General features: G+C 46.0%; 21 protein-coding genes. 1 reads left to right on the top strand and 20 read right to left on the bottom strand.

Annotated features, from left to right (window positions below):
* Positions 1 to 17: 17 nt before the first annotated feature.
* The 10 genes from RQP52_RS12555 to RQP52_RS12600 all read right to left on the bottom strand — a co-directional run bounded on the left by RQP52_RS12555 (position 18) and on the right by RQP52_RS12600 (position 13,293).
* Positions 18 to 836 carry a carbohydrate ABC transporter permease gene (locus RQP52_RS12555; protein ID WP_315951859.1) on the bottom strand — a complete coding sequence of 273 codons (819 nt, stop codon included), beginning with the start codon at positions 834 to 836 and terminating at the stop codon, positions 18 to 20.
* A gap of 11 nt (positions 837 to 847) precedes the next feature.
* Positions 848 to 1,768: a carbohydrate ABC transporter permease gene (locus RQP52_RS12560; RefSeq protein WP_315951860.1), complete on the bottom strand. Its 921-nt coding sequence runs from the start codon at positions 1,766 to 1,768 to the stop codon at positions 848 to 850.
* 95 nt (positions 1,769 to 1,863) lie between these two features.
* Positions 1,864 to 3,177 (bottom strand): ABC transporter substrate-binding protein, encoded by a 1,314-nt coding sequence (locus tag RQP52_RS12565; protein ID WP_315951861.1) that lies wholly within the window; start codon positions 3,175 to 3,177, stop codon positions 1,864 to 1,866.
* Positions 3,178 to 3,818: 641 nt separating this feature from the next.
* Positions 3,819 to 5,063: an MFS transporter gene (locus RQP52_RS12570; RefSeq protein ID WP_315951862.1), complete on the bottom strand. Its 1,245-nt coding sequence runs from the start codon at positions 5,061 to 5,063 to the stop codon at positions 3,819 to 3,821.
* 124 nt (positions 5,064 to 5,187) lie between these two features.
* Positions 5,188 to 6,039: an aldo/keto reductase gene (locus tag RQP52_RS12575; RefSeq protein ID WP_315951863.1), complete on the bottom strand. Its 852-nt coding sequence runs from the start codon at positions 6,037 to 6,039 to the stop codon at positions 5,188 to 5,190.
* Positions 6,040 to 6,139: 100 nt separating this feature from the next.
* Entirely contained in the window at positions 6,140 to 7,663 is a 1,524-nt protein-coding gene (locus RQP52_RS12580) for an extracellular solute-binding protein (RefSeq protein WP_315951864.1), read from the bottom strand.
* Between the two features lie 53 nt (positions 7,664 to 7,716).
* Complete coding sequence (locus tag RQP52_RS12585; protein WP_315951865.1) at positions 7,717 to 8,859, bottom strand: enolase C-terminal domain-like protein; 1,143 nt, start codon at positions 8,857 to 8,859, stop codon at positions 7,717 to 7,719.
* A 64-nt stretch (positions 8,860 to 8,923) separates the two neighbouring features.
* A complete protein-coding gene (locus RQP52_RS12590; protein ID WP_315951867.1) occupies positions 8,924 to 9,805 on the bottom strand; it encodes a carbohydrate ABC transporter permease in 882 nt (293 codons plus the stop codon).
* Between the two features lie 25 nt (positions 9,806 to 9,830).
* Positions 9,831 to 10,790 carry an ABC transporter permease gene (locus tag RQP52_RS12595; RefSeq protein WP_315951869.1) on the bottom strand — a complete coding sequence of 320 codons (960 nt, stop codon included), beginning with the start codon at positions 10,788 to 10,790 and terminating at the stop codon, positions 9,831 to 9,833.
* 187 nt (positions 10,791 to 10,977) lie between these two features.
* The gene (locus RQP52_RS12600) at positions 10,978 to 13,293 is read right to left on the bottom strand and encodes an AraC family transcriptional regulator (protein ID WP_315951871.1); all 2,316 of its coding nucleotides are present in this window, start codon (positions 13,291 to 13,293) and stop codon (positions 10,978 to 10,980) included.
* Between the two features lie 435 nt (positions 13,294 to 13,728).
* On the opposite strand from RQP52_RS12600, the gene RQP52_RS12605 reads away from it, so the two are divergent.
* Positions 13,729 to 15,639: an endonuclease MutS2 gene (locus RQP52_RS12605; RefSeq protein WP_315951872.1), complete on the top strand. Its 1,911-nt coding sequence runs from the start codon at positions 13,729 to 13,731 to the stop codon at positions 15,637 to 15,639.
* Between the two features lie 86 nt (positions 15,640 to 15,725).
* On the opposite strand, the gene RQP52_RS12610 is transcribed toward RQP52_RS12605, so the two are convergent.
* The 10 genes from RQP52_RS12610 to RQP52_RS12655 all read right to left on the bottom strand — a co-directional run bounded on the left by RQP52_RS12610 (position 15,726) and on the right by RQP52_RS12655 (position 25,868).
* Complete coding sequence (locus tag RQP52_RS12610; RefSeq protein ID WP_315951874.1) at positions 15,726 to 16,448, bottom strand: 5-oxoprolinase subunit PxpA; 723 nt, start codon at positions 16,446 to 16,448, stop codon at positions 15,726 to 15,728.
* Entirely contained in the window at positions 16,445 to 17,926 is a 1,482-nt protein-coding gene (locus RQP52_RS12615) for an amidase (protein ID WP_315951876.1), read from the bottom strand. The genes RQP52_RS12610 and RQP52_RS12615 overlap by 4 nt, the downstream gene beginning before the upstream one ends.
* Before the next feature lie 114 nt (positions 17,927 to 18,040).
* Positions 18,041 to 19,321, bottom strand: a complete 1,281-nt coding sequence (locus RQP52_RS12620; RefSeq protein ID WP_315951878.1) for a cytosine permease — start codon at positions 19,319 to 19,321, stop codon at positions 18,041 to 18,043.
* Between the two features lie 93 nt (positions 19,322 to 19,414).
* Positions 19,415 to 20,065: a GntR family transcriptional regulator gene (locus RQP52_RS12625; RefSeq protein ID WP_315951880.1), complete on the bottom strand. Its 651-nt coding sequence runs from the start codon at positions 20,063 to 20,065 to the stop codon at positions 19,415 to 19,417.
* 241 nt (positions 20,066 to 20,306) lie between these two features.
* Positions 20,307 to 21,134 (bottom strand): phosphoenolpyruvate hydrolase family protein, encoded by an 828-nt coding sequence (locus RQP52_RS12630; RefSeq protein WP_315951881.1) that lies wholly within the window; start codon positions 21,132 to 21,134, stop codon positions 20,307 to 20,309.
* A gap of 7 nt (positions 21,135 to 21,141) precedes the next feature.
* Complete coding sequence (locus RQP52_RS12635; RefSeq protein ID WP_315951882.1) at positions 21,142 to 22,371, bottom strand: Tm-1-like ATP-binding domain-containing protein; 1,230 nt, start codon at positions 22,369 to 22,371, stop codon at positions 21,142 to 21,144.
* A gap of 27 nt (positions 22,372 to 22,398) precedes the next feature.
* Complete coding sequence (locus RQP52_RS12640; RefSeq protein WP_315951884.1) at positions 22,399 to 23,151, bottom strand: sugar phosphate isomerase/epimerase family protein; 753 nt, start codon at positions 23,149 to 23,151, stop codon at positions 22,399 to 22,401.
* A 32-nt stretch (positions 23,152 to 23,183) separates the two neighbouring features.
* Positions 23,184 to 23,945 (bottom strand): sulfite exporter TauE/SafE family protein, encoded by a 762-nt coding sequence (locus RQP52_RS12645; RefSeq protein ID WP_315951886.1) that lies wholly within the window; start codon positions 23,943 to 23,945, stop codon positions 23,184 to 23,186.
* Between the two features lie 22 nt (positions 23,946 to 23,967).
* Complete coding sequence (locus RQP52_RS12650) at positions 23,968 to 24,330, bottom strand: cupin domain-containing protein (protein WP_161410719.1); 363 nt, start codon at positions 24,328 to 24,330, stop codon at positions 23,968 to 23,970.
* A 23-nt stretch (positions 24,331 to 24,353) separates the two neighbouring features.
* Positions 24,354 to 25,868 (bottom strand): extracellular solute-binding protein, encoded by a 1,515-nt coding sequence (locus RQP52_RS12655; protein ID WP_315951887.1) that lies wholly within the window; start codon positions 25,866 to 25,868, stop codon positions 24,354 to 24,356.
* Positions 25,869 to 25,899: the final 31 nt, after the last annotated feature.

The following is a 25,899-nucleotide window of genomic DNA, read 5'->3' on the forward strand; positions in this document are numbered from 1 at the left end:
ATGGAAATCCCTTCTATCTATCCTTTAATCCCTGACATCGCCACGCCTTGAACAATGTGTTTCTGTAACAGAATAAACACCACGATGGTTGGAATTGCTGCAATTGAGCTTGCCGCCATAATCATATTCAGGGACATTATATTATTCGACAAAAACGTTGGAAGTCCTGCCGAAAGGATCATGTTCTCTTGAGAGGTAATGGATAGGTAAGGCCATAAGAAGTTGTTCCAGGACAAGATGAAATAAAATATGCCGACGGAAACCATTGCCGATTTGGTAAGGGGCAAACAGATGCGCAGCCACAGATTGACACTCCTGCAGCCGTCAATTTGCGCTGCTTCAATATAGTCTTTAGGCACACCGTCCATAAACTGCTTCAGCAACAGAATCCCAAGGGGATTCGTCAAACCAGGAAGAATAATCGCCCAGATATTATCGATTAGTTTCAAATGCAACGTTGTCTCATATAGCGGAATCAGGATGGCCTCCGTCGGGATGAGCAGTCCTGAAACTATGAGCAGATAGAATAAGCCTTTGGATTTAAAAGGCAATTTGGAAAAAGAGAAAGCTGCCAGCGAGCTGAATAATAAGGAGACCACGGTGGTTATTACACCAATCACTGCCGAATTCCAGGTCCATCTCAGGATCTGGGAATCCTTCATCACTTTGGCATAATTAGCGAAGGTCAAATCAGACCATTTTATCCAATCGCTTAAGGTATAGACATTGACGCCATTGGGCTTTAATGACACCAGAAGCATCCATATGAGGGGAAAAATAAACAACAGGGCAAGAACGACGGCGACGGCATTCAGCGTAATTCGTTTTATTGACATTGGGACCTCCGTTAGTCTTGACGATCTGTCAGTTTAAATTGAATCAGGGCAATGAGCAGCATCATGAGACAAAAGACAATGGACTGAGCGGACGCAAGACCGAACATATCCTTTTTAAACCCTGTCACATAAATGTATCTGATCATCGTATTCGTCGAATCCCCCGGACCGCCGCCTGTCATGATTTGAACTTGCCCGAATAGTTTCAGACACGCAATAACCTGATAAAACACCTGTATTTTCATGACTCTAGACAAACCCGGGAGCGTAATATGCCAAAATTGCTTCCAGGCGCCTGCGCCATCTATTTTCGCAGCTTCATAATGATCTGTGGGAATTTCTTGTAATCCTGCTAAAAACAAGACCATGACGAACCCAACTGTCCACCAATTGGTCGTAATCGTAATTGCCCACCAAGCAAAATTTTTATCCGTTAACCAGTGAATTTCTCCAGGGATGCCAATAATCTTTAAAAAAGCATGGATCGGTCCGTTCTTGGAGTCGAACATACGCAGCCAAATAAAGCTGATAACAGAAACCGAAAGCACATACGGCAAGAAAAAAATCGAACGAATCGTGGTTCGGAATAGGATTTTTTGATTGATCAGCAGAGCCAATACCAGCCCTAGTACAATAACAGCCGGCGTACAAATCAAAACGAAGTAAACCGAGTGCCACATATACAGATAAAAATCCGAATCGGTGAAAATCTTTTTGTAATTAGCGAAACCAACATACTTTTGCATGCCTTGAATGTTCCATACGTGCAGGCTCATCCACGCCCCTCGACATACCGGCCAGAGATAGAAGATGGTAAATGGAATGAGGAACGGTATCAGGTACAAAATCGCTTTCCAGTCATTGAGAAAAGGCCATGCGTAGGTTTTTCGAAGGACAACTGTCCCTTCGTTCTCTCTCACTTTAGTCTCCATAGGGTATACTCCTTCGATCTTTGCTCAGTGCTCCATATTAAAAACCGGATGAAGCCGCATTGCTTGACGCAGCCTCACCGGTTGGCCTACTCAGGCTAGTTGGATAAAATGTCGTTAATCTGCTTCTCCAACGTTTTCAGCCCGTCTTCAGGGGTTTGCTTACTGAAAATAATGTTTTGAAGCGATTCCGAAACTGTCGTGATGATCGTCGTGTATTTATCGGTTTTCGGTGCGAATTTCACCGTTTTTTGTGCCTCGATGAAGTAATTGCGGTAAGGCAGCTTTTTGTATTCATCGCTTGTGGTTACAGCGCTGTTCGCCGGCACGTGGCCTGCTTGCCCCCAAGTTTTGCCGCCAACTTCGGAGAAGTACTTCATAAATTTCGCTGCCGCTTCTTGTTTCTCAGGTGCTACGTAACTCGGAACTACGAGCAAGTGAGAGCTTCCCCAATGCGTTTGGCTTCCAAAAATGGCCGGGAGCGGCATAGCGCCGATATTTGGCGATTTTTCTCCGAGCAGTAGCCCCGCTTCCCACACGCCGCCGAACCAAAAGGCCGCTTTGCCGTTGTGGAACGAATCCCACGGGGTTTTATCATTAAGATCCGTATATTTGTTGTTGTAAAGATCCATGTAGAACTTCAAGACATTGAGCGCTTTATCGTTATTAATTGCCGCTTTGTTCGCTTCTGCGTTCAGCAAGTCGCCGCCAGCTTCATAGTAGAGGTTCAAGAATGGCTCTTGGAAATACGGCGTATTTACGGCAAGTGCTTGCACGTCCGGCACTTTCGCATGTATTTGTGCGAGTGTCTTCTTGAAGCCCTCCGGTGATAAATCGCCGAGCTTAGGCGTGCCATCATCGTTCAGCAGTTCCGCTTTTTTCAGCAAATCTTTATTGTAATAGAACATATGAAAATGCGTGTCTAGAGGAATCGCATAGGGCTTGCCATCGTAGGAGACGCTTTTGATATTCGAGTCGGAAATTTGTTTTAAATCAAAACCGACCTTGCTGGCTAACTGATCCACCGGGACAATTTGCTTCGCTTTCACAAACGGTGAAATGCGATCCACGTGCGCGACGGCCACGTCCGGTCCTTTGGAGGAAGATAGCGCTGTGCTAAGCTTCGCGTAATATTCATTCGACTCAAGGCGAAGCTGCTTCACGGTGACTTCTTTCTGGGATTCGTTATAACCTTTGATAATTTGGTCGACGAAGTCGCCCTCTCCACCGCCGAACATATTCCAAAATGTGATTTCGACCGGGCTTGCCGGTTTGCCCGCAGCTGCTTTCTCTGTAGCAGCTGCTGTCGATGCCGCGTTACTGGCAGCGCTTTCTTTTGTGCTCGAACAACCGGAGACGACTAAGGTAAGTGCGACACTGGCCATCAGCATACTTGTTAATTTCTTTTTCATGGTACGTACAACCCTCTCTCTGAATGATGGATGAAGTTCGAAAGCCTTTTCACACGTGGCTCCCTTGGTTATTACTTTACAGGGTTAATGCCCTGGCCTGAACCGATAAAAAGATGATCATTGGGGAACAAATTTAAGATTGTAAGCGCATGCAGATGGTAGGAAGTAGACGATCTTACGGTGGGTGTTCAAATTTACGGTACGAATATAGGTTGGGCGTTGAATAAAAAAGACCGCAATCACGGTCAGACTACACCTCTATTGCTCAGATCTCGCTTCGTCTGCTCATCCCGAAGCATCGTTTATCACCTATCATCATTCACTCACTGAGTTATGGCTGCAGCAGCTTTCTATGTTGTGTTTTGTGCAACCATTTGACTCTAATTGGGGGTCAGATCGCCTCTATATTGTACTTAGTACAACCATTCATGCGCTAAACCGCTTATATCTCACCTTTTCGCAGCAAATGGTTGTATATTGTGCAACGAAAGACCGGATTTACGGTCAAAGCACGCCGTTATATTGTATAAAATGCAACATAAGCCTTCTTATGCTCATCCTTCCAGTTGCTCCACCTACGAACATAAAAAAAGATGACCCCTGTACAAAAAGGGATCATCTTTAGATTTACTAACCTCCACTCACATCTGCCCTTGCAGTCTCTGAGCCAGCTTGCCCTGCACGAACCACGCATACACAGCAAACCCTGCCAGCAGCGCTACGGCCGTTAACAAAAATGGCAAGGCGTAATGATTGCCGGCCAAAATATACCCCGCCCAATACGACGCAATCGTATTGCCGATACTCCGTGAAACCGTCCTCATCCCTGCAAACACATTGCGGTCTTCCTCGGCAACGGCGGACATGCATTCGCTGTCCATCATGTTGTTCAGCATCGTAAAGCCAGTGCCTCGAATCATTAGCAGCACAGCAAAGACGGAGCTAGGCATAGTAAGTGCCATCAGCCCTACTACTACGATATTGTACAGAAACAGGAATACGAAGGCATTGCGGCTGCCCATGCGCTCCAATAGGTACGGAACGAGAAGCGAGCCGACAAAAAAGAACACACCGGAGAGAGCTAGCAGCCCGGAGATACTGCCGTCCTCCATCCCAAATCTAAACTTCAATATGACGTTGAGAAATGGGCTCAACAGACCAAAGGTGAAGCCTGAATTAAAGATAAGCAGCGCAAGCAAGAACATAAGCGAGTAGGCGTGCGCCTTCTTGTGCCTGACTGAAGAAGGAGCTGTGGAAGTCCCTGACTTCTCGGTTGCAACAGCTCGGTCATTCGTAGACGGAAGCAGCAAGCCCCTAAGAATACCGGAAAGCCCCAAACAGCCGCCAGCCACGAAAAAGGCGTATTGGTACAACGTGCTGTGCCCTGGCAGCCACAACGGGAGATAGCCTCCCAACCATGTGCCAATGCCGGTGCATAAGGTAAAGATTGCAAACAGCAGCGAGTAAGCGCTGGTCTCTTCTTTTTTCGTGCGGCAATATTGAAAAATCAGTTGGATTTCCGAATTCACAATGGCGCTAATACTTAGCGACCAAGTGAGCTGTGCTGTGGTAATCATGCCGACACTGGTGCCGAATCCAAAGATGATCAACGCCAAAAAAGCCAGCAGCATGCCGATAACGAGCATCGTTTTACGGCCTATGTATTTGACGACGATGCCTGCCGGGAGACTGGTCAGTCCCACGGTCAACGCTCCCAGCGAGGTGATGCGCCCGACGTCCTCTTTGGAGAAGCCGAGATCCAGCAGGTGTAAGTTTAAAATCAAGTTGAAGATGCCAGCGCCGATGCCAAATAAGCTTTCAGTGGCAATAAATCGTTTGACGCCAGGGGATAAATCACGGAATAAACCGACTGTATACGACCACATAGCTGTTCCCTTCCTCTTGCTGTATGAACCTATCTTACATGCCAGTGGCATATGGTTCAACATGTAAAATAAAAAACCGGAACCCCAACGGAGTCCCGGCCCTCATTTCCCCAATCTCACTCCATTAATAGTAAGTAAACATTTGCCTAATATCGACCCTTCCCGAAAGATGATCGCAAATTGCTGCATTTTTCCGGACTTCCTCGGCATTTCGCATACCGATCAGAGCGACATCTACATGCGGATTAGAAAGCACAAACTGGATTAATGCCTCGGTATAATCGAAATGGTTTTCCGGGTGGACCATCGCCATCCAACGTTGAAAAACCCCCGAAGTAAACGCCCGCATAACCGCAATACCCAGGCCAGCTTTCTCTGCTTCAAGTATACTGCCAAAGGGTCTGTTCGGATCATACGGATGCTGCATCAATACATTATAACAAATCTGCATGATATCAAATTGCCCGCATTGGATGAAATCATAAACAGCTCTGTTCGTATCTTCACTCGTAAAGCCAATAAAGCGAACCAAGCCCTCCGCTTTGAATTGCAGCATTTGCTCCAATATCCCGCCGTGCAAAACTTGCTGTACATCTTGATCCTTGTAACTGGTACCGTGAAGCTGAAAAAAGTCCAATCGGTCGGTCTGCAGGCGCTGCAAACTCTGTTCCAGCGATCGTCTCAGATCATCGGGATGGCATATTTTAGCCTTGCTTGCCAGAAAAACAGCGTTACGGCTGCCCTTCAAAGCGTATCCCATCAACGCTTCGCTTTTTCCGTTTCCGTATCCCGGTGCCGTATCGAAATAATTAATCCCTGCTTCAAGTGCGGCATCGATGGCTGCAATAATGTGGTTATTGTTTTCCGGTAGATCCGGATTGTACGGCCCTAAGTAATTCCTCAATCCCGCTGGAGCGCCACCAAAACCGATCCGACTTACCATTACATTTGTTTTTCCGAACGCTACATATTCCATAGTTTTTACACTCCTTATTCAAGGTGTAGTCCCAACGTCAGTTAAAAAAACAAAGAGGCAAGGATACCCTTACCTCAAGCAAATATTCAATCGGTTCGTTTTAATTTTGAGCTAGACGTTTTTTGTACTCGGCATTGAACTCTTCTGTAATTTTTTGGTAGTTTGGATCCTTCTTAAGAGAATCAATATATTTATCCCAATCTTCCAATGCAATTTTCCCGATGATAACTTGCGTTTTCATGTCGGCGATTTTTTTCTTGTAGTCAGCACCCAGCTTAATATCCGTCTCGGATACAAGACCAATCGCCGGATTGCCAACGGAAACCTTAGCTCTTTCTTCCGTAATTTTCATATTTCTTTGATAAACCTCTTTGGGCATGCCAGCCGCATACTGCCACAAATCAACGACCGGCGTACTGAACATTTTCCCCCATGTTGCTGTTCCTACACTGTCTGCCACCGCTTTATCATTCGATACTTTTAAACCATCCGTAAGCGTATAATGAACATCTTTAATGCCGTACAAGGTTAAATCCAACCCTTCGCCACCGGAACCGTAATTCACGAAGTTTAAAATGGCCTTCATCTTTTCTTCCGAAACCGATTTCGGTATAGCAAGTACACCGTTCATCCCTGTTCCTTGGGGCACATAAGGTTTGCCTCCCGCTTTGGGAGCTAAAGAGACCATTGGCGTCCATTCTACCTTCGGATCTTTCTTCCATTGGTCCATTGTGTATCTGAACAACGCCTCTGGCGTCTCATTCGTAATTCCGGCTCTACCACTAGTGGCGAGTTCCCAGTATTGATTTTCTTTCAGAACAGGGAAGTCCTGCGGAATTAATCCTTCTTGGTACAGCTTGCGCTGGTAGACTAGTGATTCTCTCATTTCCGGTTCAAGATACATATTAACCAGCTTACCGTCTACCGCTTTCCACATGCCAACTGTCCCCAGGAATACTTCGTCAATGGTTGCTGATCCCCGCATCGTAAAACCGATTGTATCCTTTTTGCCATCCGGCGCATTCTCCTTAAACGCTTTCATTACCGTATAAAGCTCATCCATATTGGTTGGCATCTTCAGTCCAAGCTTATCCAGCCAATCTTTACGAATATCGAAAAATCCGCCTCCATCCAAAGGCCGTCCTGCAGGAATGGCATAACTTTTGCCATCAATTTTGGTATTGCTCCACGTTTTTGGATTAATGGACACCAGGTTCGGATAATCTTTGATATACGGGGTCAAATCCCAGAAGGCTCCCTGCTTGACCATTTGCCGGAATAAAGCAGTCGTGATATCCGGAATTTTGATCAAATCTGCGATATCGCCTGCAGCCAATGCCACATTGACGCGGTCCGCGTAATCACTCCCCGGAATCCATTGAACCGTCAGCTTCGTATTCGTTCTTTTCTCAAATTCTTTCAAAACCGGATTATCTGCACCCGGCGGCTGAGTAATTGTAAAGTCTGTCATGACTTTAATTTCGGTAGGCTTCGCTGGCGCTTTGGTCTCTACTTTCGCAGTCGTCCCTCCATCTTTCGCTGGAGCCGAAGAAGGTGCAGAGGAACAGGCTACTGTAAGAGAAAAGGATACAACTAACGTAGATAAAACGAGAAGCTTTTTCATATTTAACTCATCTCCCATAAAATTAGTTGACAGACCGGTTCACCTTGCCTGAATTATACTGTCCAGCCACGTTCACTAACTTGTTTTTTATAATAAGCATCGTCAATATGCAAGCCAAAGCCCGGAGTAGAAGGAACGGTAATTTTACCATCCTTAATGCTGTAACCGGAAGTGTCGATCCCTGGAATCTGCGCCTCATCCCATTCAACAAACATAAATCCTTCAATGGCTGGATATACCTGAGCGGAAGCAAAGTTACCATAGAAGCCACCGTAATTATGTGGTGCTGCTTTTACTCCCTTTTTAGCCAATCTTTTCGCTAATTTCAACCAGTTCACAATGCCATAGTCCTTCAAATCGTATTGAATCGCGTCGATCAGGCCCTGTTCCGCCCATTCCACAATCGGTTCGGCCGCTAACCCTTCACCGTCTGTGATCAGCACATTCAATTTCTCCTCGCGCAGCCACTCCTTCAGATTACGGTAGAGCCTATCATCTTCGTGAAAAGCTTCCTCTATCCACAACAGGTTAGACTGTGCCGTTTCTTTCAGCACATGTTTGGTTAGGTTCAAATTGTACCCATTGTTCGCATCAATAGAAATGTTACATTGTGGACCGACCACATCTCTAATCCCGTTCACAATTGCAATATCTCTTTTGGTGCCTTCCATTAAATCCATATGCATGGCGCCACGGCCTACTTTGATTTTGAAACCGCGAAATCCTTCGTTATAGCCTTGCATGGCTTCTTCCTGGAGCAGCGCGACCGCGTCCTGTTCTGAACTCAGATGCAGATCATCAAAGTACAAGGATGTGTCATAGCAGGGAACCGTTAATGGGGAGGTCCACTCTTTTTGACTCACTAGTTTATACACAGGCACTTCTCTTACCTTTGCAAGCCAATCAAACAGTGGGAATTGAATGCTTTGGAACCGGTCTTTGATCCATTGTTCTTCGCAAAATATTTCACTAACTGTAGCTCCGATCATGGCTTCAGCAGCTTCACGAGAGATACGGGACCAGCTGTAACCCGTGATGCCTCCAATCGTAATTCGCACCAGAGGAAAGCTTACTTCTTTACCGTGTACGCCAAGCCTTGCATTGCAGCCAGCCAACCTTCTACGTTCACCTTTCATCATCACTTGCTCGATTTTCTCAATCCGCCAATTTTTCTCCAAGTCAGAAAAGTTATTCATACACGTTAGTCTCCTTTAGTTATATTTATTTGTTTAACAAGCCTACCGGAATAATCCGTAGTGATTATCCTTTCACAGAGCCTAACATAACACCTTTGGTAAAATGCTTTTGTAAAAACGGGTAAACCATCAGAATGGGAAGCGTAGACACGACAACTGCGGCCATCTTGATCGTTTGAGTAGGCAGCTGCTTATCCGAAGCCATCTCTACCGCCAATGCTCCGCCGACCGAAGTATCGGAATCAATGAGCATGTTGCGCAGAACAATTTGTAATGGCACCTTTGTAAAATCATTAATGTACAACACGGCACTAAAGAACGTATTCCAGTAGGCCACTGCATAAAACAGCCCGAATGCGGCGAGCGATGCGACAGAAAGCGGTAAAATAATTCGGAAAAAGATGCTTAGGTCATTGCAACCATCAATCATTGCAGCCTCTTCCAGCTCGACAGGAATGCTGTCAAAGAAGCTTTTCATCAAGATCACATACCAGCCGCTGGTCAAAACAGGGACAATCAATGCCCACACACTGTTTATGAGCCCCAGATCACGGACCAATAAATAAACAGGGATAATTCCCGGATTAAAAAGGATTGTAAACATCACCATGATCATCATGGCTTTCCTTCCGCGCAGTCTTTTGCGGGACAGTCCAAATGAGAAAGCGGCTGTTATCATAAGGCTTAACAGGGTTCCCACAGTAGCCAGAAAAGCACTGACCCCGGTTGCACGAATGAAGGCGGAAGTAGAAAGCAAATATTCATAAGCCCCCACACTCCATTTGCTCGGGAACAGGACAAAGCCGTATTTCTCTATGTATTCACTAGGTTCCGTAAAGGAAACGACGAATACGTAATACAAGGGGAATAACGTAATAATGCCAATTACAACAAGCAGCAGAACATTTGCCATCCCAAATAATCGGTCTCCAAAGCTTTCTCTCATTGCCTTCCCTCCTCGGCGTTTTCGTTTAATACACACCCTCTTCACCGAAGCGTTTGGCCAGCCAATTAGCCCCGATAACAAGCACAAGTCCAATCACGGATTTAAACAAACCGGCTGCCGTTGTATAGCTGAATTGTCCTTGTTGAATTCCATTTCGATATACATACGTTTCGAAGACGTCGGCAACGTTTGCTACTGCGCCATTGCTCATCAGAAACACCTGTTCAAAACCAACATCCATGATTTGCCCCAAACGCAAAATTAATAGGATAATGATAATGTTACGGATACCCGGTAAGGTGATGTGCCACATTTGTCTGATCCGGCTGGCACCATCGATCTTCGCCGCTTCATAAAGCTGCGTGTCAATGCCTGTCATCGCTGCGAGGAAAATAATCGTTCCCCAGCCTGTGTCTTTCCAAATGTTTTGGCCGGTAAGCAGCCCCCAGAAATAATTTTCATTCGTCAAAAAATCCATTTTGGGAAAACCCGCATGTTCGAGCAGCATATTCACAATCCCATTAGATTGCGAAAGCAATAAAAAGGTAATCCCTGCGATAATGACCCACGAAAGAAAATGCGGTAAGTAGACAATGGATTGAATTACGCGTTTAAAATATTTGTTGGTCACCTCATTCATGCAAAGCGACAATAAAATAGGAAGTGGAAAGAAAAAGACCAGGCTCAACAAGCTAATCATCATGGTATTACGAAACAATAGAAAGAAACTGGGATTTGTAAAGAAGCGAACAAAATTTTCAAAGCCTACCCAAGTGCTTTTAAAAACTCCCATATAGGGTGAATAATCCTGAAAGGCTATAACCAGCCCCCACATCGGGTAATATTTGAAAATAAGAAAATACAGGATGCCTGGAAGAACGAGTAGATACAAATACTTGTCACGTTTGAATTCGGACCACAGTGAAGTTTTTGCTTTTCTTTGAATAGTTTGCTGGTGATTTACCTTCGTCACTTGGATACCCATGTACCAATCCTCCCCTACAATGCTAGTGTTCATCAACTGATGGCCTAAATTTAAAGCACTGGCCTACTTAGCGCAATAATAATAAATTTTTACTATGTCTCGAAAAATTTCCGGCTATCGTCTTTTTTTGAAATGAGCAAAAAAGCCCCTCAAATACTAAGAAGGGCCGCTTAAAGTGGATATTTTACTACAGCGATTGCGTGTGCTTTTCCCGATACTGCCGGGGAGTGATGCACTCACTCTTTTTAAACATTCGGATCAGGTAGGACGGTTGATAGTGCAATTGCTCCGCGATATCGTTGATTTTCATATCCGTTGTCACTAACAGCTCCTTGCATTTCTCAATTCTCATCCGAACCATCGTATCGATAAAATTGATTCCGTTGATTTGCCTGAACACCTTGCTTAGCTTTGAAGGGCTCATCTGCAGCTGATCCGCGTACATCTCAAGCGAAACATCGAGTAAGATGTCCTTCTGCATTTGCAAAAGCAGATTATCGATCATTTCCCTTAAATTGCTATCGTAGGTTATCGTTAACGCTTTAACAAAGGGTCTGATCAGCTTGTATTGGAACCACTCCAGGATTTGATCCGGCTCGGACAACTGCATAAGCTGCTCATAGAGATGAACCCCTCCATATAGGGCGAAAAGGTCCACTTCGTGCTTGATCATCGCATTATGGATCGTTCCGAGCAGTTTCATCATGCCTTGGTGAACCATGAATTCAGCGCTGTGATTGCTTTGCAGTTCAAGCATGAATTGCTTGATGAGCCGCATGGCTTCCTCTTCAAGCCCCATACTGACGGTATGCACAATCTCTCTTTCCAGCTCAAAAGGGAACTGATTCTGGCTTGTATTCGTCAGCATGAACTGATTCATATCCAACATTTGATTGGACGTATGGTGGTCACGAAACCGGAGAGCTTTTCTTGTCTGCTCCAGAATCTTGGGTATGTCCTTTATCGAATCGGATATTTTACTTGTTACAATCGTAACTTTCATGTGCAAGACATTATTGACCGCCACGATGTAGTCATGGGCAAGTTTATTGAAGTTTGCTTTAATCGCTTCATTCGATTTGGCAGGATCCAGAACGAAAAGTACACCAATGGATAAATCCTGGAAGTTAATGATATGAACCATATCCGATATCTCCATGCATAGCTCTTTGATGATATTAGAAGCCGCGAAGGTAACGAGTTGAGCATCCCGCTCTGAAAATTTTCCTCCTAATTCCGAAATACCATGAAACTGTGCGACCATTATGGCAAATCTTTCCGATTCAACATCCCAATCAAGCTGTTTCAACTTCTGAATAAGCTCGGGTTCCGTGTGTGAGTACAAATTTCCTTGCAAAAATTGCAGTAAAAAGCTCTCTCTCAGCGCAGGAATGGACTGTTTAATTTGGATAGAAAGCTCTTGCTCTGCTTGAAGCTGCAGCCTCCATTGATGCTCGATATACGTAATTTCGTTTTTTTCGTTGAACCGGTTCGTTCTGGAATTTTCAAAAAGAGACTTTAACCGGTAAATAGGGTCATATATTTTATTGGAAGCAAACCAGGAAAGCATCAACCCGATGATCAATCCAAACATACTAATCCAGACAATCAGAGTGGACAAGGCTGTTACAGGCGCAATGATTTGCGATACAGGCGTGGCAGAGACAACCGTCCATTCACTGCCTAACTTCGAAATTTTCCCATACGATACGTTATATTTTTTGTGATTCCAATCGAATTTGAACATATTCTCATTGGCATTTTCTACAGATATTTGACTTTTTAATGCGTCCTCCAGCGTCAGTAACTCTTGACTGTCTTCTTGTCTTGGCGGAGTCGTTAAGTAATCTCCATTTTCATTAAAAAGAAAAGCGACTCCTTCGCCTGAAACGAGTTTCTGAACCATTGTGTTTAATTTATTTTGATCCAAGTAAATAATGAACATCCCGAAGGAACCATACATTTGTCCGCCTGGCAGCTTAATAATGATTGCTTTATTTATCGTTTCCGGCATATTTATTTTTTTCAAGGAATAATCCCAATAGATCGTTCGCTCTTGATCAAGCAAAGCATTCAATAGTTCGCGATCCTCATCAGTTCGCACAGATTCAAACCCGGCCTCATCACCGATGATCTTATCTGAATCACGTAAGTACAGGCTTACACTGTTAATAAGGGAATTCGACTCCGTGATAAGTGAAAACGATTTCATAAGTTCGTTTGTTTTTTGAAAATCCTGAACGAAATCCAACTCCTTCAGGGTCTCGTCCAAACTCCGGTCGAAAGCAAGCCGCACAACGGAATGCTCCAGATTGGCCATATAGTCATTCAATTGCTGGATAGAGGAATGGAGCTGATTCTGATGAGCCTTATTCACTTCGGTTTCGATCCGATCTGTTCCGATATAGTAAATAATGACGCCTATAAAAGCAATTGGAATGCACGTAATCAATAGTACAATGCCTAAATTTTTCCAAAATATAGTTCCCCTGCTTTTACTCATTTGCTTATTCATCCGTTCACCTTCACACCCATCGCCTATTTTGGTTGTATTGAACAATTAATTCGTCACTTTTGTTGATATTCCTCCACTATTTCCTTTTTTATTCCATGCGAGCTTCTTATGGAAAGTTTGATTTAAGCTATTTTATCCCGCGATTTTCTGACTGGACTCGCATAAGATAAGGGTATATTAGCTGCATAGATGTAAAAAGGAGAGATTTTAATGTCTGAGGTCGTTCTTAACCAGTAATTTCATAGTGCAACCCGTTTTGTTTGGCTACGCGAGTAAACCGTTCAATTGGACAGGTTTGTTTTGGCGTGCTCTACGGGCAGGTTGCATGTGATGCTGTTAAGAACATCAGTTTCTCCCTAAGCGGAATGGAAACGATTGTTGTTTCCAGTCCGCTTTTTTTTGTACCCAAAAGGAGGCATTCATTTGAACAAGTCCACTTATCAACGTTTGGAATACGACCGCGTTAAACAGCGTTTGGCCGACTTTGCCATGAGTTATTTGGGGCGCGCCCACATTCAGAACATGGAACCAGTCATCGAGATGGCCCTCGTCGCAACCCTGCTTCAAGAGACCGAAGAAGCGCTAAGTGTCATTGCCCACGGGGCCAGTGTGCCGATCCCGTCGCTCGAAGGCATTGAGCCGCTTATAGGCACTTTCGGGAAAGGATTTATTTTTACACCGCAGGACTTTCTGCACATCGCCAGATTCATCGAAAGCTCACAGCAGCTTAAGAACTTTATGAAAAAGAAGGAATCCGTCAGTCCGCGCATCGCTTCCTATGCGCTATCCTTATACGAATTGCATGAACTGTTGGCCGAGATTCGGCGCTGTATCCGCAACGGTCAAGTCGATAACGAGGCAAGTGCTGCCTTGTCTCGTATCCGCAAAAAGATGAATATACTCGACGACCGCATTCGTAAGAAGCTGGATACCGCTTTGTCCAAATACCGCAGCTATTTGCAGGATAGCGTCATCTCGACAAGAGGAGGCCGGTACGTGTTGTCCGTGAAAAAGGAATACCGCAAACAAGTTGGCGGTGCGGCGCTGGACGAGTCGGCAAGCGGTCAGACTGTATTTATTGAGCCGGCCGATATCGCTGACCTGCATATCGAACATTTGCACCTGCAGGCTGAGGAGTCTGCGGAGGTAACGAGGGTGCTCAGCGATCTAACGGACCTGATCGAGAATAGTAAGTATGAAATTTCAATCAATTTGGAAACGATTGGCCATTACGACTTTATGTTCGCAAAAGCCAAATACGCGAAAACAATCAACGGGCGAACGGTCAAGCTAAACGATCGCGGCCTGCTCTCCATGCTGGACGGCCGTCATCCGCTGCTCGGCGGGCATTCTGTGCCGCTTAATATCCGCATCGGCGACGAGTACCGCGCGCTTGTTATTACAGGCCCTAATACGGGAGGTAAAACCGTTTCGCTGAAAACCGTCGGTCTGCTGACACTCATGGTGCAGTCGGGACTGCTCGTTCCGGTAGGTGAAGGAAGCGAATTTGCTGTATACAGATCCGTTATGGTCGATATCGGAGACGGACAAAGTCTTGAAAATTCGCTCAGCACCTTCTCATCGCACGTCAAGAACGTGATCGGCATTCTCAAAGAGGCTGGACCCTCGTCGCTCGTCCTTCTCGACGAGCTTGCCTCAGGTACCGACCCTGGCGAAGGAATTGGCCTATCGATCGCTGTGCTGGAGGAACTGTACCGCCGCGGGGCCACGGTCATGGCGACGACGCATTTTAACGAGATTAAGAAATTTGCCGACGCTGCCCCCGGCTTCGAGAATGCGCGTATGGAATTCAATGCGGAAACGCTTGAGCCCCTTTACAAGCTAACAATTGGTCAGTCCGGCTCCTCCTATGCCTTTTATATCGCGCAAAAGCTCGGTATGCCGCCTGCGCTCATCGAGAGATCGAAGCAGATCACCTACGAGGCAACGCAGCTCTCGCCCGAAGCGCCTGCAATAGCTGCGGCGTTTACAGGAGAAATGCCTGTAAACGTTCCGTTGAAAGAAAAAAAAAAGCGAACGCAGGTGCCGAATTTCGTTATCGGCGACTGCGTCTGGGTGCACTCGCTGCGCCGTACAGGCATTGTGTGCAGCGAGCCGGATCATCGCGGAAACATTACGGTATTAATTCAGAAGGAGAAAGTGCGCATCCACCGCAAGAGAATGTCTCTTTATATCGAGCGCAGCAAGCTATATCCGGAAGGAGACTACGATATGGACATCGTATTTGAATCGAAAGACGCCCGAAAGAAGCGAAAGCAGATGAGTAAACGTCATGTTGAGGGGCTAACGATAGAGTATAAGGAGAATGAGTAACCGGAAATTGTATTAGCAGAGAAAAGGCAACCGATTACTAGATCGGCTGCCTTTTCTTCGATAACAACGAAATACACTACATATAGTCATTCTTCATGATTCAACACAGGCAGCACCCGGTCGCGGATCGCTTTCATAATAGCTGGAGCGCCAGCGGTGTCACTGTGTACACAGACCGTTCCAATGTCAGCAAAGTCCGGATTCTCTAACAGCTGAGCCACGCGCGATGCGATGTCCGCAGGCGAACCAATCTCATCGAGCGTCCATCCGAACATCTTCACCTTGCCATCCGAATATGGACGATCGGCGAAGTATTCATGAATGAATCGAATACCGAGGCGCGCCGCACTCCTCGAAGTATTGCAGCCAGGCAGGGTAAATATACTAAGCGAAGGGTCAAAGGCGTAAACGGCTTCAGTGAATGCGTCGGAAAGCGCTAGATCGTCGGATGCCATCATATAAAGAGCTCCGTGAAGCTTCACATGTGCCATCGTCATTTTTTCCGCACGAAGGAATGCGTCGAGCGCCCCAAGCTGATACAACGAGAGATCATACACTTCATTCGGTGACATTTGAATATACCTGCGACCAAAACCTCCACGATCTGGCAGTCCGATGTGGGCGCCTACACGCACACCGTACTTTTTGGCGAGGGCCACAGTCTCCCGCATGATGCGAGGGTCCCCGCCATGAAAACCGCAGGCAATATTGGCAGAAGTGATGAGCGGCATCATCTCTTCATCAGCCCCATACCTGTAGACGCCAAAGCTTTCCCCCATATCACAATTTAAATCTATTGCAGTCCTCACAGCCCTGGTTCTCTCCTTGGGGATGCCTGCTGTTCGTAATCGTAAGCGAACCGCAAGAGATCGGCTTCTGCGTAAGGCTTTCCGACTAATTCAAAGCCTACGGGGAGATGACCGGCGAATCCTGAGGGAACCGACATAGCCGGAAGGCCAGATTGTGAAGCGATGACCGTATTAGTCGGGAATGTTAGACAACTCCACTTCTGAGCGTACAACTCCTCGCGCTTCGGCGGCAGTACTTGAACGGTCGGATAAAGCAGGAAGTCCACTTCATTGTCCAGCATCAGGTGAACGATGGCGCGCCGAAATTCCTCTTGGCGTACCCGCGAGCGGTAATAGTTCTCGTCACTCTCCGGCTCCTCTGGTCCGGCGTTAATGTCGTGGAACAAGTCGTTCATTGGGTGAAATGCATTAGTTTCGTATATTTCCTTGAAGCTCTTGAGTGGAACGCTTGGACGCTTCTGCAAGAAATTGTTGATGTCTTTCTTCGACTGCAAGGTGTATAACGATGTTTCAGCAATCCATTGATCAATATCAGGAAGTTCGATCTCTTCCACGACCTCGACGCCTTGCTCCTTCAGCCAGCTAACAGTCGAGAGAATCCGGTCATTCACAGGAGCACAATCCATATCACTTTCCGGACCGAATGCACTGGAGAGTACGCCTATTCGGTACTTCTTCATGCTGGCTCCTTCGAGCATGGACTCGTACTGCCCCGCATGCGCGGTTTGAGAGGTAGCGGCTGTAAAAACATCGTTCCGATCAAAGCCGACGAGCACGTCCATTAGCTTTGCAGCGTCTTTAACTGTACGTGTAATCGGACCTGCCGTGTCTTGAAAATGTACAAGCGGAGAAAAACCGTTACGGCTGATCAAACCAGTCGTGACGCGAAGGCCGAATAAATTATTAAAAGAAGACGGTAATCGAATTGATCCACCTGTATCTTCACCGACACCAATCAGTCCAAAATTCGAAGAGATACCGGCGCTCGTACCCGCGCTTGAACCGCCGGATTCACGATCAAGATCGTACGGATTTTTCGTGTGATCTGTCATTGAGGAAAAGGAGAACCACCCTGCTGCGAAATCACACATACTCGTCTTCGCAAGAATGATCGCCCCTGCTTGGCGGAGCCGCTTGATCAGCGATGCGTCTTGTTCCGGTACGTAATCCGCGAATGCTATGGAACCGAATGTTGTGCGGATGCCAGCCGTCTCGGCTTGGTCTTTCACAAGCACTGGCACCCCGTGCAGCGGGCCTTTGAACTCGCCCGTTTCGACGAAATAAGTATCCAGCGCCTTCGCTTCCTCCATCGCGGAGGGATTGACAGTTACGATCGCTTGTATACTAGGGCCCTGATTATTATAAGAATCAATTCTATCTAGATACCATCGTACCAAATCTGCTCCGGTAACGATCTTTGCCTTCAAAGCTTCGTGGAACGACTCCACGGTAGCTTCCATATATGTAAAAGTACGCATACGATCAACTCCTTTTTCTGTCTATGCAAATATGCTACAATGTCAGCAATGAATCTCCCTGGCTTGGTCGGAGAGACGCGTTGGCAGACGCTTCTCTCGCTGCTGATTCCGTTACTATTTTGCTGCTACCGTCTTGGGAGCAACGACGGATGACTTCTTAGAAATCATCCAATAAGCAATAGCGGATATGATGATTCCACAGATCGCTGTGGATACACTAGGAAACTGATAATTGGCGAAAAGAGCGGCAGCTGAACCGATTCCCCAAGCAAGGAAAGGCTGGTACCGAATATTGCCGTCGATGGCAGTCGACGCTTTACGCGTTACCAACTGGTCCATAATGATAATCGTACCGATCGGCGGCACGATCACACCTAGGAGATTCAGCCAGTTGATGAAATAGCCCCAAATACCAAGCGCTGCAACCAGAATTCCAATAATACCGAGTAAGATTGTCATCGTGCGCATCTTGGTCCCCGTAATGTGCGACCAACCGACGGCTCCATTGTACAAGCAGTGTGAGCAGACCGTACCTAGATTAACGAAAAGAAACAGCACCGCAATCCAAGTTAAAAAGCCGCCCTTCGCAACGATGACACTGAATACGTCACCTGAGCCGCTTAGTGTCGCTGCAGCAATAACACCTCCCACGATCATTGCAATCAAATTTGAAATAGGGAAAGCAGCAAATGTCGCGATTAAAGCGTGATTACGATTTTTTGCCCAGCGGGTAAAATCCGACGTCATCGTGCCCGAGTCCGCGAATAAGGCGAATACAAGTGTGACACCGACCCAGAACGCCAACGGGGAATCAGGATTACCGGTATAAGCCATAACGGCATGCCCGTTCCCGACAGCCTCCACTGCAGAGTACAACCCTAATACGAGAAACAGAGGTACGGATATAATTCCTATCATAGACAATGCCTTGATACCTAACAGAGTCAACAACAAGTACAGTACACCCGCAATCACCACGATGAGCACTTGATTCACGCCAAAAGCACTCCCCATACTAACGCCGGTTAAGCCCGTCTGCACAGCAAACCACCCTATGACGAGCGTAGACAAGAGCGCGGAAGAAACCATGTACCCTTTTCGCCCGAAGGTCTTTGAAGCTTGTAAGGAGAAATTATACCCGTCCTTCGCCCCAAGCATGCTGAGGAGTCCAACATACGCAAATAGCAAGGCATTACCAAGAACCATTGCTAGTATGCCACGCATGAAGCCCAACCCGTGTACGAGCGTGGCGCCGGTGACAGCACCGGTAATAATCATTGGAAATCCAACCCATACGGACATAACGGATATCAAAGACTTTCGTTTATCCTCTGGGACGGGTGTATGTTCGTACTCGCTCTCAAAAAGCTCATTATCAATTGATGCATGACTCATTTGAATACACCTCCACTATTTTTCAACTGTACTCTTTTCTTCGAGCCTAATCGCCCTACACCTCATGTCATGGCATTCACCTCCTTAATGAATTTACTTTTTATTGGAGAGAGCTTTTAAAACCACATCGCAAGTATAAATCAGATGATCGGCGATCTTCTCGAGAAGCAAAGGGAGATTGCGCTGCTGAATCAAATCCAAAATCTCGCGGTGCTGAATATGCGCTTCTTGAAAATCGTCTACGGAAGAAGAATAAATTGTCATGTAAGGTTCCACTTTATCCCAAACATTCTTAATCAGCTCGAGCACATGCGAGGACTTCGAACATTCATAAAATCGTAAGTGAAAGAGCTTATTCAACTTCCTCCATTCCGTCACGTCCATGTTTGGATTGGCCATCGATTCCAGGATGTCTTCCAAGACCCCCAAATCAGTATTGGTTACGTGTTCAATGGACCACTCCGCGGCGAGCATTTCAAGGTGTTTGCGAATGGTGAACATTTGCTTCACTTCCTCTACCGACAGTTTGTTGACGGTCACGCTGCGCCTTTCGAATGTAATAAAACCTTCCGCCTGCAGCATACGCAGCGCTTCTCGCACAGGCATGGTGCTGACGCCAAACAATTCCGCTATCGTGCGAATCGATATTTTCTTCCCAGGCGGGATCACCCCAAGAGTAATGCGTTGTTTTAACCGGTCGTACACTTCGTTATTCACTGATGGCACTTTGATTATATCACTCATTCCCTTACCTCCGTGATTTGTGATATGTGATCACACTTATTTAATTAAGATTATTATGACAAGGCAAAGACAAAACGTCAATACTAATTAAGATGGCTATTCGGTAAAATCTCTCATTAAATAACCTGAATCGCCTAAACTTGCGGCAGTACAAGTGAGGAATTTATTAAAACCGAATCTATAATATGTTCTTTTAAAATGGATTAAGGGCCACCCCCAAGCAGGGGCGGCCCTCCATTTATCACTTACTCAAGCTCTTAAATCTTTTAACCTGCTCGGTAATAGCAATCTCGGTAGGCAACCGCTCCACGCTGGAGGCTCCGAAGAAACCCGCGATCCCGTTTGTTTTACCTAGCACATACTCAACATCCGCCGGTTCAGAAATCGGACCACCGTGACAAATGACCAATATATCCGGATTAATAGACTTACCGGCCTCATAAATACGTTGAATGAGATCCGCTGATTCATCAAGCGAAAGCGCCGTCTTGGCTCCGATGCTGCCCTTCGTCGTTAGCCCGACATGAGCGACAAGCACGTCAGCACCAGCCTTCGCCATTTGAATCGCATCATCCTCACCAAAGACATAAGGGGTAGTCAATAAATCCAAGGCATGAGCTTTACGGATCATCTCGACCTCCAGATCATAGCCCATCCCCGTTTCCTCCAGGTTTTGCCTGAAGGTGCCGTCGATTAAACCTACGGTAGGAAAGTTTTGCACACCCGAGAAACCCATTTCTTTCAACTGCTTCAGATATACATCCATCAAACGGAAGGGATCTGTCCCACATACCCCGGCCAATACAGGAGTATTCTTGACAATAGGCAGAACCTCGCCACCCATCTCCATAACAATTTGATTGGCATCCCCATATGGCATTAATCCTGCTAATGATCCTCGGCCTGCCATCCGATAACGCCCGGAATTATAAATAATAATCAGATCGACGCCGCCCTCTTCCGCACATTTCGCCGACAACCCCGTTCCCGCTCCTGCTCCTACAATGAAACGGCCCTGTTCAATTTGCCACCGCAATCTGTTTACTATTTCCTGTCTTTGCATCGCCATTGTTTTCTTACCCTCTCTTATTTCGTTCTAACAATGTAAGTAAATTATCCGCAATTACATCAGCTACTGCTGGATCGTTAATATCTTGTTCCATATCAATCATCGGAATGTTTGATCTGAGATGCTCTTTTATTCCTTCATACAACGCCTGACGTTCTTCCTTACCTTCAAAAGGCTTGGAATCCATATCCAGCAGAGAAACGCCTGCTTTAGGAAACACGACAATGGTCGGTGCTGTGCCCGCATTCAGTTTAGTGGCGAATAACCGGCCCAATTCTCTGTTCTCCGCTACGGTAGTTCTCATCAATGTTGTCGTTGGATTATGCTGGTAAAAGATGCGCTCCTTGAATTGCGCTGGTACTGTCTCCGGTGGACCGAAATTGACCATATCCAGAGCCCCAACCGAAACAACCTGCGGAATCCCCGTTATTCCCGCTGCTTCCAGACGGTTTGGTCCGGCATCGAATATACCGCCAACCAAATGATCCGCCAGCTCGGTAGTCGTTATATCCGCAACGCCCTTGATATACCCCGCTTTAATTAGCTCCTCCATCGCCAATCCACCTGTTCCCGTGGCATGGAAGACAAGCAGATCGTAACCACGTTCCTCCAGAATTTCTCGTACACGTGTCGCGCAGGGGGTAGTCACGCCAAACATCGTCATGCCGAGTGTAACCTTATCTTCTACAACACCCTGTTCCGTCTCCATGTAATTGATCATTCCTGCCAACGCGTGTGCTGCATTGCTCAGTATTCGACGGGATAACTGATTTATTCCGGCTATATCTACGACGGAGTACATCATGGTTACATCTTTGACGCCTATATAGGGTTTCGTATTGCCGGAGGCCACCGTGGAAACCATCAGCTTAGGAACCCCGATGGGTAATCCCTGCAGAGCAGTTGCCGCCACTGTCGTACCCGCCGTCCCCCCCATTCCAAAGGCTGCGCCTACAATTCCTTGTTGTTCAAGACCGATAAGGATATCAGCAGCACCTCGGGTCATAACTGCTATAGCTGTTCCCCGATCATTACCACTTCTTAGCTCCTCAATGCTCGAACCGCCAGCTCTTGCAACCTCATCGGCGGATACATCGGGTTGAAACAACGGATTGCCAAGTACACCGGTATCTACCGTGAACGTTTCCACCCCGTGAGCTTCCAGTTTTTCTTTTACATATAGAAACTCTTGACCTTTCGTATCCAAGGCTCCGATAAGAACTGCCTTTTTACCCATCGTTACCAGCACCTCCGGCTCTGATTTTCAGTTCAATCCGGTTTTCATAAATGCATAGCAATCCTTCATCCCCCCGGTTACGCTGCCACCGCTTTCCTCATCCGCTGAAATCCATCCTTGATAGCCGATCTCATGAATCGCTTCGAAAATAGGACCAAAGTCAATAGAGCCTTGACCTAGCACTCTCCATTCCCCTTGATCAAAGTCCTTAAGATGAAAATTATCGATGACGTGTCCAAAGCTTCGTATAATTTCTGCTGCATCGTGGATACCGGATTTCACCAAATGTGCCGTATCCACAGTAAGTCCAACGGAGTCGTCTTTGATTTGATTGAAAAAGATATCAAAATCATCGCGATGCATAACGGGATTATTAAAATGATGGTGAAGTGATAGCTTCAGACCCTGCTGTTGCGCCTCAAGTCCCAAATCGGATAGAACGGCCGCATATCTGCGAATGTCTGCCGGGGTCACATTGGCTCTAGGAATCCCATGGCAGTATACAATAAGTTCCGTGCCGACCGTCGAAGCGAAACGAAACACATTACGCAGCTTCTCAATATTGGCATCATCCAAAATTCCGCCTGTAATTAAAGCTGAACTACTGCCTGGTAAACCACCCCAAGCTTCTATGAAACTTTCCGGTTTTAGCAAGAAAGGGGCATATTGCGCTTCCTTTAATTGAAGTCCGTCATAACCAACGGCTCTGTACTGTTCAAAAAGCAAAGTTTGCTCCTCCATCGAGGAGGTAGGTCTTGAAAACGCTAATTTGATCGTCATATCTATTCTCCTTCTAGCTAGATCTCATCGATTCAATTGATCATGATACCTTCAACCAGCAACTTCACTGCTCCAAAGGCGCCAAGTAAAAGAACAAGCCGCTGAAAGTAAACTTGAGGAATTAAAGGCAGCAGCTTAATACCTGCATAGGCTCCAATTGCTATTAAAGGAACGGTCCAAATACCAATAAGGAGAGAATCGGACGTTATCATTCCCAGATGGATGAAAAAGGGTACTTTCACGAGGTTCACAAGTAAAAAGAACCATGCACCCGTGCCTATAAATTCTTGTTTGGGTACTTGCTTGGCAAATAGGTAGATGGCAATGATAGCGCCGGAAACATTACCAATTGTCGTTGCAAAACCAGCAAGTATACCCATCGCTGCAATAAACCACATGGAAGATGGAAACTTGGAGTCAAATCTTGCTCCCATGAAATCCCTAAGGACTTGAAGAACGATCAATCCGCATATAAGCGTACCCAAGAGAAGCTTCAATTGATTGTTATCGACCTTTAGTAGTACGACATAACCACCTATTACTCCAATAAGTGCCCAAGGCATCAGGCTGATCAGATGCTTTTTTATCACATTTTTGCGGTAATACGCAACCGCTATGAAATCACCTATAATCAGCATCGGCAGCAAGATGCCTACAGACATTTTTGCCGGAAAAACAATGGTCACTAACATCGCATTGAAGATGCCCATGGTCGAAATACCGGTTTTAGCGAATCCGACAAATATACCGGCCAAAATAAGGATCATGATTTGCAAATAGCTGAGTGCAAACATAGATTTACTCCATTAAAAGGAATTATTCCCCTATCGTCTGGCGGTCAGGAGCCGAGTAGGCGATAATCATGCGGCATGGCTCCCAGCTAGTGGTTGTTGCATTATGAGGTACATTCCGTGGGATACGCAGCATCATGCCAGGCTCTAGATGGAAGGTTTCATCGCCAAGTGTATGATCACACTCACCGGAAAGAATGAAAATGACTTCTTCACAATTAGGGTGTACGTGTCTTGGATTGGAATCCCCCGCATGAATATAGACCATGCCAAAGGTCATTTCACTTGCTGGATCGATCTCCTGGCCGCAAAGCCATTGAATTTTCCCCCAACTTTGGTTCAATACACGTGATTCATCCTGTTTTCTCAAATCTGTTATAGTAGCCATTCGCTCATTCTCCTTTTGTTGGTTTACTTAGCTGCCAGACGCTCTTTATAGGAAGCATTCATTTCCTGGATAATCTTCTGATAGTTGGCATCTGTTTTTAGCCCTGCAACAAATTTATCCCATTCCTCTATACTTACCTTGCCCATAACAACCTGTGTCTTCATGTCATTAATCTTCTTGGTATAATCGGCTCCGAGCTTTGTATTCGTTTCCGAGTACAGCCCAATATCCACTCTTGGTGTGCTGATTTTCGCTTTGGCATCAATAATTTTTTTGTTTCTTTCAAATATTTCCTTCGGCATGCCAGGTGCATAGGCATACATATAAGGGTCATGCTTCATAAACAGCTTGCCCATTGCCCCAGGCCCCAGGCTATCTTTAACCGCTTGCTCATTGGTAACATAAAATCCGTCTTCTTTTTTATAATGAGTACCTTCAATCCCATAATTGGATAGAATGTGGCCTTCTTCGGAAGCGCCGAAATCGAGAAGCGATAAAATTTTACGCATTTTTGCTTCCGGAACACTCTTAGGGATCGCATAAACGCCAATGAATCCGCTATTTTGCTGCTGGAAAGGTCCTTTATTCGCTTCTAACGAAACGATAGGTTCCCAATTCACCTTCGGATTTCTCTTCCATTGATCGAATTGCCAGCGCCACATGGCCTCGATCGTTTCCGTCGTTATGCCGGATTTCCCGCTTGTCGCCAGATCCGTAATATCATTACTTTTCATTACAGCGAAATCCGCTGGAATAAGCTTTTCGTCATACAGTTTTTTCTTATAAAGCAGCGCTTCTCTCATTTCAGGCTCTAATGTAATGTCAATAAGGTTACCATTCACAGGTTTCCACTTACTGCTGGCTCCAGCATAAATAAATTCAATTTGATCGTTTGTGCGCATGGTGTAGCCAACAGGGTTATTCGTGCCATCAGGATCCTTCTCTTTAAAGATCTTCATTACGTTGTACAACTCATCTAAGGTTGTAGGCATCTTCAAACCGAGCTTATCCAGCCAATCCCGGCGTATATAAAAGGTAGTCCCGCCCTCCAGAGGACGCACAATCGGCACGACATAATTTTTGCCGCCAATTTTCGTATTGTCCCAAATAGCTTTTGGAGAATCCATCAAGTTCTTGTAATCTTTCAGATAGGGCGTTAAGTCCCAAAATGCACCTTGTTTAACCATCGTTTGAAACTGGGGAACGGTCGAATCTGGAAGTCGGATCGCGTCTGGAAGGTCGCCTGAAGCCAACAGCACATTTAACTTGTCATCAAATACAGGATCTGAAACCCATGTAATATTAAGCTTCGTATTCGTCTTTTTTTCGAATTCTTTTATAACCGGATTATCCGGCCCTGGAGGCTGAGTAATCGAGAAATTAGCGAAAATATTGAGAGCTACAGGCGCCGACTCCTTACCGGCTTCACCCGGCTTCGGTGCCGCAACTTCTGAACTATTGCCGGTACATGCTGTAGTCAATACCGCTAAAGCGGATAGCATAGCGATAAGCACGCTCTTTTTTTGAACCATCTTCATGCCGCCTAAACCCCCTTAATAATATAAACTT

It is taken from the genome of Paenibacillus violae (assembly GCF_032461945.1).
Taxonomy (GTDB): Bacteria; Bacillota; Bacilli; order Paenibacillales; family NBRC-103111; genus Paenibacillus_E; species Paenibacillus_E violae.

What these genes read in the sequence shown, in the direction of transcription:
- RQP52_RS12555 (WP_315951859.1), bottom strand. Translation starts at nt 836, where the DNA reads ATGTCAATAAAACGAATTACGCTGAATGCCGTCGCCGTCGTTCTTGCC.
- RQP52_RS12560 (WP_315951860.1), bottom strand. Translation starts at nt 1,768, where the DNA reads ATGGAGACTAAAGTGAGAGAGAACGAAGGGACAGTTGTCCTTCGAAAA.
- RQP52_RS12565 (WP_315951861.1), bottom strand. Translation starts at nt 3,177, where the DNA reads ATGAAAAAGAAATTAACAAGTATGCTGATGGCCAGTGTCGCACTTACC.
- RQP52_RS12570 (WP_315951862.1), bottom strand. Translation starts at nt 5,063, where the DNA reads ATGTGGTCGTATACAGTCGGTTTATTCCGTGATTTATCCCCTGGCGTC.
- RQP52_RS12575 (WP_315951863.1), bottom strand. Translation starts at nt 6,039, where the DNA reads ATGGAATATGTAGCGTTCGGAAAAACAAATGTAATGGTAAGTCGGATC.
- RQP52_RS12580 (WP_315951864.1), bottom strand. Translation starts at nt 7,663, where the DNA reads ATGAAAAAGCTTCTCGTTTTATCTACGTTAGTTGTATCCTTTTCTCTT.
- RQP52_RS12585 (WP_315951865.1), bottom strand. Translation starts at nt 8,859, where the DNA reads ATGAATAACTTTTCTGACTTGGAGAAAAATTGGCGGATTGAGAAAATC.
- RQP52_RS12590 (WP_315951867.1), bottom strand. Translation starts at nt 9,805, where the DNA reads ATGAGAGAAAGCTTTGGAGACCGATTATTTGGGATGGCAAATGTTCTG.
- RQP52_RS12595 (WP_315951869.1), bottom strand. Translation starts at nt 10,790, where the DNA reads ATGGGTATCCAAGTGACGAAGGTAAATCACCAGCAAACTATTCAAAGA.
- RQP52_RS12600 (WP_315951871.1), bottom strand. Translation starts at nt 13,293, where the DNA reads ATGAGTAAAAGCAGGGGAACTATATTTTGGAAAAATTTAGGCATTGTA.
- RQP52_RS12615 (WP_315951876.1), bottom strand. Translation starts at nt 17,926, where the DNA reads ATGCGTACTTTTACATATATGGAAGCTACCGTGGAGTCGTTCCACGAA.
- RQP52_RS12620 (WP_315951878.1), bottom strand. Translation starts at nt 19,321, where the DNA reads ATGAGTCATGCATCAATTGATAATGAGCTTTTTGAGAGCGAGTACGAA.
- RQP52_RS12625 (WP_315951880.1), bottom strand. Translation starts at nt 20,065, where the DNA reads ATGAGTGATATAATCAAAGTGCCATCAGTGAATAACGAAGTGTACGAC.
- RQP52_RS12630 (WP_315951881.1), bottom strand. Translation starts at nt 21,134, where the DNA reads ATGGCGATGCAAAGACAGGAAATAGTAAACAGATTGCGGTGGCAAATT.
- RQP52_RS12635 (WP_315951882.1), bottom strand. Translation starts at nt 22,371, where the DNA reads ATGGGTAAAAAGGCAGTTCTTATCGGAGCCTTGGATACGAAAGGTCAA.
- RQP52_RS12640 (WP_315951884.1), bottom strand. Translation starts at nt 23,151, where the DNA reads ATGACGATCAAATTAGCGTTTTCAAGACCTACCTCCTCGATGGAGGAG.
- RQP52_RS12645 (WP_315951886.1), bottom strand. Translation starts at nt 23,945, where the DNA reads ATGTTTGCACTCAGCTATTTGCAAATCATGATCCTTATTTTGGCCGGT.
- RQP52_RS12650 (WP_161410719.1), bottom strand. Translation starts at nt 24,330, where the DNA reads ATGGCTACTATAACAGATTTGAGAAAACAGGATGAATCACGTGTATTG.
- RQP52_RS12655 (WP_315951887.1), bottom strand. Translation starts at nt 25,868, where the DNA reads ATGAAGATGGTTCAAAAAAAGAGCGTGCTTATCGCTATGCTATCCGCT.